4 protein-coding genes and 1 pseudogene are annotated in these 6,208 nt (G+C 59.5%); 1 reads left to right on the top strand and 4 read right to left on the bottom strand.

Annotated features, from left to right (window positions below; translation table 11 throughout):
• Window positions 1-393: 4Fe-4S dicluster domain-containing protein (locus AC1DLB_RS20090; protein WP_477785511.1), on the bottom strand; the 393-nt coding region annotated here is incomplete at its 3' end.
• Window positions 394-3,236 (bottom strand): annotated as a pseudogene (gene fdnG / locus AC1DLB_RS20085) (formate dehydrogenase-N subunit alpha).
• Window positions 3,237-3,471: 235 nt separating this feature from the next.
• Here fdnG and AC1DLB_RS20080 point away from each other — a divergent pair.
• On the top strand, window positions 3,472-4,620 hold the full coding sequence (locus AC1DLB_RS20080) for a MalY/PatB family protein (protein WP_477743089.1): 1,149 nt from the start codon (window positions 3,472-3,474) through the stop codon (window positions 4,618-4,620).
• Between the two features lie 52 nt (window positions 4,621-4,672).
• On the opposite strand, the gene AC1DLB_RS20075 is transcribed toward AC1DLB_RS20080, so the two are convergent.
• Together AC1DLB_RS20075 and AC1DLB_RS20070 are read right to left on the bottom strand one after the other, a co-directional pair.
• On the bottom strand, window positions 4,673-5,581 hold the full coding sequence (locus tag AC1DLB_RS20075; RefSeq protein ID WP_477743088.1) for a zeta toxin family protein: 909 nt from the start codon (window positions 5,579-5,581) through the stop codon (window positions 4,673-4,675).
• Window positions 5,582-5,709: 128 nt separating this feature from the next.
• A partial coding sequence (locus AC1DLB_RS20070; RefSeq protein ID WP_477785510.1) for a helicase C-terminal domain-containing protein occupies window positions 5,710-6,208 on the bottom strand: 499 nt, incomplete at its 5' end.

Genomic DNA, 6,208 nt, shown 5'->3' with positions numbered 1-6,208 from the left:
GCCGATGCAGTGGTCCTGATCGAAGTCGACGATACCGTTGGCGTGTTTGATGATCGCGCCGGGGCTCGGGCATGCCGCCAGGCAGCCGGGCTCGGCGCAGTGCATGCAGCCGTCCTTGCGGATCAACCATTCGAGGTTGCCGGCGTCGGTTTCATGCTCGGTGAAACGCATCAGGGTCCACGTGTCTGCGCTGAGGTCGTGAGGGTTGTCGTAGGTGCCGAGGTTGTGACCGACGTCGTCGCGTAGCTCGTTCCATTCCGAGCAGGCGACCTGGCAAGCCTTGCAGCCGATGCACTTGGTGGTGTCGATCAGCTTGGCCACTTCCCCTTGGGTACGCACCGAGGGCGGCACGGTGGTGGTGGCCGAACGGGCGATGATGTCTTGGCTGGCCATTTAGATTTTCTCCACGTTGACCAGGAATGACTTGGATTCCGGGGTCTGTGTGTTGCCATCGCCGAGGAACGGCACCAGGGTGTTGGTCAGGTAACCGTGGCGGGTGGCGCCGGTGAAACCCCAGTGCAACGGGATACCGATCTGGTGCACCACCTGATTGTTGACCTGCAGCGGACGAATCCGCTTGGTCACCACCGCCACTGCTTCGATATGTCCGCGCTTGGAACTGACCCTAACCCGGTCGCCAGCGGCAATCCCCTTCTCCTTGGCCAGCGCCTCGCCGATTTCGACGAACTGCTCGGGCTGGGTCACGGCGTTGATCGGGCAATGCTTGGTCCAAAAGTGGAAGTGTTCGGTCAGCCGGTAGCTGGTCGCCGCATAAGGGAAGTCCTTGGCCTGGCCCAGGGCACGTCGGTGCCGGTCCAGACCTTGCCGTTCCACCACACCAGGCGCTTTTTCGCATCCCACGGTTTGCCTTGAGGGTCGCAAGAGGCACGGTTATAGAGAATCCGTCGGTTCGCCGGCCAGGCCCAGGCCCACCCGAGGTTCTGCTTCATGCCGTAAGGATCACTGTTGTCACGACGGGCCATGTTGTTGCCCTGCTCGGTCCAACTGCCGCAGAAGATCCAGCAACCGGAGGCCGTGCTGCCATCGTCCTTGAGTTGGGCGAAACCGGACAGCTGCTGACCGGCCTTGACCACCGCGCCCGAAGCGTCGGTGACATCGGCGATGGCGTAGCCGTTGAATTCCCGGGCCAGTTCTTCCGGTGTCGGGTCATCCGGTACTTTGTAGGGCCAGTCGAGCTTGAGGATCGGCTCGGCCCAGGCGCCACCATTGGCCTGATAGCGCTGACGCAGGCGCATGAACAGCTCGGCCATGATCTTCACGTCGGTGCGCGCCTGTCCCGGGCCGTCGGCACCTTTCCAATGCCATTGCAGCCAGCGGCCGCTGTTGACCAGCGAGCCGTTTTCTTCGGCGAAACAGGTGGTGGGCAGGCGGATGACTTCGGTCTGGATGTCGGCCGTCTGCACATCGTTGTAAGGCCCGACGTTGCGCCAGAACTCCGAGGTCTCGGTGGCCAGCGGGTCCATCACCACCAGCCACTTGAGTTTGGCGAGCGCCTTCATCACCCGGTTCTTGTCCGGCAAGGCGGCGATCGGGTTGAAGCCCTGACACATGTAGCCGTTGACCTGGCCCTTGCCCATCATGTCGAACATTTTCAGGATGTCGTAGCCGGGAATGTCCAGTTTCGGCAGCCAGTCGTAGCCCCAGTGATTCTCGGCGGTGGCATTGGCGCCGTACCAGGCCTTCATCAGGCTGACGTGGAACTTGCCGTAATTCTGCCAGTAGGACATCTGCCCGGGACGCAGCGGTTTGAGGGCGCGTTTGGCGATGTAGGCGTTGTAGTCCTGTTCGGCTTCGGACGGCAGGGTCAGGTAACCGGGCAACAGGTTAGACAGCAAGCCGAGGTCGGTCAGGCCCTGGATGTTGGAGTGCCCACGCAAAGCGTTGACGCCCCCGCCCGGCATGCCGATGTTGCCCAGCAGCAGTTGCACCATGGCCGCGCTGCGGATCATCTGCGAGCCGATCGAGTGCTGGGTCCAGCCCAGGGCATAGAGAATCGTCATGGTCTTGCCCGGTTGCGCACACGTGGCAATCTCTTCCCAGATTTTCTTCATCGCGTCGGTGGGCATGCCACAGACCTGACTGGCCAGCTCCAGGGTGTAGCGGCTGTAATGCTGCTTCATCAATTGATAGACGCAGTGTGGGTCCTGCAAGGTCGGGTCGACTTTGGCAAAGCCGTCCTCGCCGATCTCATACCCCCAGCCGGACTTGTCGGTGTAGCTGCGCTTGCTCGCGTCGTAACCGCTGAACAAGCCGTCCTCGAAACCGTAGCCGGCCTTGACGATGAACGACACGTCCGTATAGGCCCGCACGTATTCGTGCTGGATCTTGTCTTCGGTCAACAGGTAATTGATCAGCCCGCCCATGAAGGCGATGTCGGTGCCGGTGCGGATCGGTGCGTAATAGTCCGCTACCGAGGCCGTACGGGTGAAACGCGGGTCGACCACAATCAGCCGCGCCTTGTTGTGGGCTTTGGCTTCGGTCACCCATTTGAAACCGCAAGGGTGTGCTTCTGCTGCGTTGCCGCCCATCACCAGAACCAGATTCGCGTTGGCGATATCGGTCCAGTGGTTGGTCATGGCACCACGGCCATACGTCGGGGCAAGACTTGCCACCGTCGGGCCATGTCAGACACGTGCCTGGTTATCGAACCCCAGCATGCCCAGACTGCGAATGACCTTGTGGGTGATGTAACCCGCTTCGTTGGACGAGGCCGAGGCCGCGAGGAAACCGGTGGTCAGCCAGCGGTTCACCGTTTGCCCCTGGGCGTTCTTCTCGATGAAGTTGGCGTCACGGTCGGCCTTCATCAGGTCGGCGATACGGTCCAGCGCTTCATCCCAGGAGATCCGCGTCCACTCCTTGGTGCCGGGCTTGCGCACTTGCGGGTATTGCAGACGGCTGGGGCTGTGAATGAAGTCGAGCAGGCCTGCGCCTTTTGGGCAGAGGGTGCCGCGATTGACCGGGTGGTCGGCATCGCCTTCGATGTGAATGATGCTCTGGGCGACATTCTTCGCATTGTCGCCCTGGCTGTACATGATCAAGCCGCAGCCGACCGAGCAGTACGGGCAGGTGTTGCGGGTTTCATGGGTATGGGCGAGCTTGAAATGACGCACTTGTTCGGCGAAGGCTGGCGTCGGGGCCATGCCCAGCGCGCCAAGGGTGGATCCTGCAAGGCCGAGACCAGCGACCTTGAAGAACTGACGACGGTTGAGGTCCATCGTGCACTCCTGATCAGGTGGAAGCCCGGTGCGTTGGCCGGGTTTTTCTGGACGATCACGGTGACGGCAACGGAACTACCGCCAATTAGAACTTTAGACAATGTTGTGGTGCACGGTCTGAAAACCGACCGTCGGCGGCTTGCCGGTCATGCCCTGTTGCACAACTCGCCAGCAGTGAAGGTTGGCGCTTATCATGGCCGCCGGATTACCCCCTCTGCCTTTTATGAGACTGAGCATGACTTTCGATTTTGATCAGGTGTTCGACCGCCATGGCACCGGCAGTACCAAGTGGAGCCGCTACCCGGCCGACGTGTTGCCGATGTGGGTCGCCGACATGGACTTCGCCGCACCGCCGGCGATCATTCAGGCCCTGCAAAAACGCCTGGAACACCCGATGCTCGGTTACAGCGTGGCCCAGAATGACTTGCGTGACGCCATCGTCGCCGACCTGTGGGACAAGTACGCCTGGCGTGTGCAGCCCCAGGAACTGGTGTTCCTGCCGGGTATCGAATCAGGCTTCAACATGGCCCTGCATGCACTGGTTCAGCCGCAACAGAACGTGGTCGTGCAGACACCCAACTACCCACCACTGCGTCATGCGCCGGGCCACTGGCAGCTGAACAAGGTCGAACTGGACTTCAACGTGCTGGCCGATGGCACGTACGCCACGCCACTCGATGCCTTGCGCCAGGCTCTGCAAGGCGGTGGCGCGTTGCTGCTGAGCAACCCGCATAACCCGCTGGGCAAGGTCTTCCCTCGGGAAGAACTGCAAGCGGTTGCCAACATCTGCCTGGAACAGGATGCGTGGATCATCTCCGACGAGATCCATTCCGAGCTGTGCTTCGATGGGCGCGTGCATATTCCGACCGCCTCGCTCAGCCCGCAGATCGCCAAGCGCACCATCACCTTGATGTCGGCCAGCAAGGCCTACAACATCGCTGGCCTGAAGACTGCGTTCATGATCATTCAAGACGCAGCGCTGCTCCATCGCGTCAACCATGCCCGCTGCGGCATGGTCGACAGCGTCAACCCGCTGGGCCTGGAAGCCACCCGCGTCGCCTACAGCGAAGGCCGCCCATGGCTGACCGAACTCATGGCCTACCTGCAAAGCAATCGGGACTATCTGGTGGAGGCCGTTCGCACGCGGTTGCCGGGCGTGACCATGAACGTTCCCCAGGGCACTTATCTGGCGTGGCTCGATTGCACGGCACTGGGGCTGGACAACCCGCAGCAATTCTTCCTCGAACAGGCCAGAGTCGGGCTGAGCGCCGGGCTGGATTTCGGCGATCACGCCCGGCAATTCGTGCGCTTGAACTTCGGCTGCCCACGGGCGTTGCTGGAAGAAGGGATTGCGCGGATGGAGCGTAGTTTGCGCAACCGCTGACTCGTGCGGCAACCACGGATCAACTGTAGGAGCTGAGCTCCTACAGCGCGGATTATCGGTACACGTATTTGACGATGTAAGCGTACAGCTCGTTGTAGACGAAGTTCGGGACATAGCGGGCATGGGTCCGGGACTTATGCAACGCCACATGACATTCTTTGACCATTTCGTCCCGGTCGGTCATCGTGAAGACATGTTTGTCGATGATGCCGGAATAGACACCGTGCGAAAAATGCGCGTTGAGTGTCGTCGAGTCGATCGCTCCGTTGGCGGCCTTTGTGTAGGTGCTCTGAGCGCGCAAGACACGGTCTTTCAAACCACCAAACCCACGCTCGTACAAGATGATTTGCGAGCCGCTGATCGCCTTTGCGGCTGTCTCGAAGGCCGGGATGATCGCTTGTGCATATCTCATGCTGGCCTCCAGCTTTGATGCCGGGAGAAATCTTTCCATTTCCTGATCTTCCAGGCTTTTCAGTGCTCTTTTGATGCTCGATACATGAGCGAACTCCTGATTGCAGGCGACGATGTGAGTTTCGAACTGGTAGCCGGCAGCCGTCGCCGTCGGTGGGAAAGCCGCGAAATCGATGCTGTCGAATGCACATTCCATGATGATGTTGTATTTGTTTTTAAACGCCTCGGTGAAGATCTTCGTACTCACATCCCGGACAAAAGCCTCCGTATGTTCATAAGCGTGCAGGACACCGAGTTTGATCATTTCTGCGTATTGAGGGTGTTTTTTTCGGTATTCGGGCAAGTACAGCCGGACATAATTGGCATAGCGGTTGGTGGGCAAAAGGCTTTTTTCCAGCAGATAGGTTTTACCCGAGCCCTGTACCCCCGCGACAATCAGCATCTTGGGGAGTGTTTCGGCGGTGATGCCACTGAATAATGTGGTGGTGATTTCAGTGAACGCTGCGGTGACTTGTTCTGGCGTGTAAGCGTAATTCGGTGCTACTGACATACCTTGATTTCCTTATCAAAGATTCGCTTGAAAGTGATTGCCTGCCCTTTGAATAAAGCGGTGTTTCGTTGTTTGTTCAAACGAGCGTGTCTTTCAAGATATGTCACTGTTTTACAAGGTAAAAACTCCTACAAACCAGAAGGAAATTGCGTCAGCTCAACGGACCACCAACGCGGCAGCAATTGCTTGACCTTACTCTCCCCAAACCGGTCGTCGATCAGCATCACCACCCCTTGATCCTCTCGTGTACGGATCACCCTTCCTGCCGCCTGCACCACTTTCTGCAGACCTGGAAACAGGTAGGTGTAGTCATAACCGGCACCGAAAATCGCCGCCATGCGCTGTTTCAGCTGTTCGTTGACCGGATTGAGTTGCGCCAGCCCCAGGGTGGCGATGAAGGCGCCAATCAAGCGGGCGCCGGGCAAATCGATGCCTTCACCGAACGCGCCACCCAGCACCGCAAAACCGATGCCCTGCCCGTCGGCGGTGAACTGGTCGAGAAAGTCCTGACGCTGCGCTTCCCCCATGCCCCGGGACTGCGACCACAGCGTGATCTGCGGATACCGCTCGGCCAGCAACTGCGCCACTTGCTGCAAATAGTCGAAGCTGCTGAAAAACGCCAGGTAG

The organism is Pseudomonas sp. 05N434 (assembly GCF_056396965.1).
Note: the sequence above shows the minus strand (reverse complement) of the source record. Positions and strands in the feature narration are given on the sequence as shown.

Coding starts and splice junctions, on each gene's coding strand:
- AC1DLB_RS20080 (WP_477743089.1), top strand. CDS start 3,472: ATGACTTTCGATTTTGATCAGGTGTTCGACCGCCATGGCACCGGCAGT.
- AC1DLB_RS20075 (WP_477743088.1), bottom strand. CDS start 5,581: ATGTCAGTAGCACCGAATTACGCTTACACGCCAGAACAAGTCACCGCA.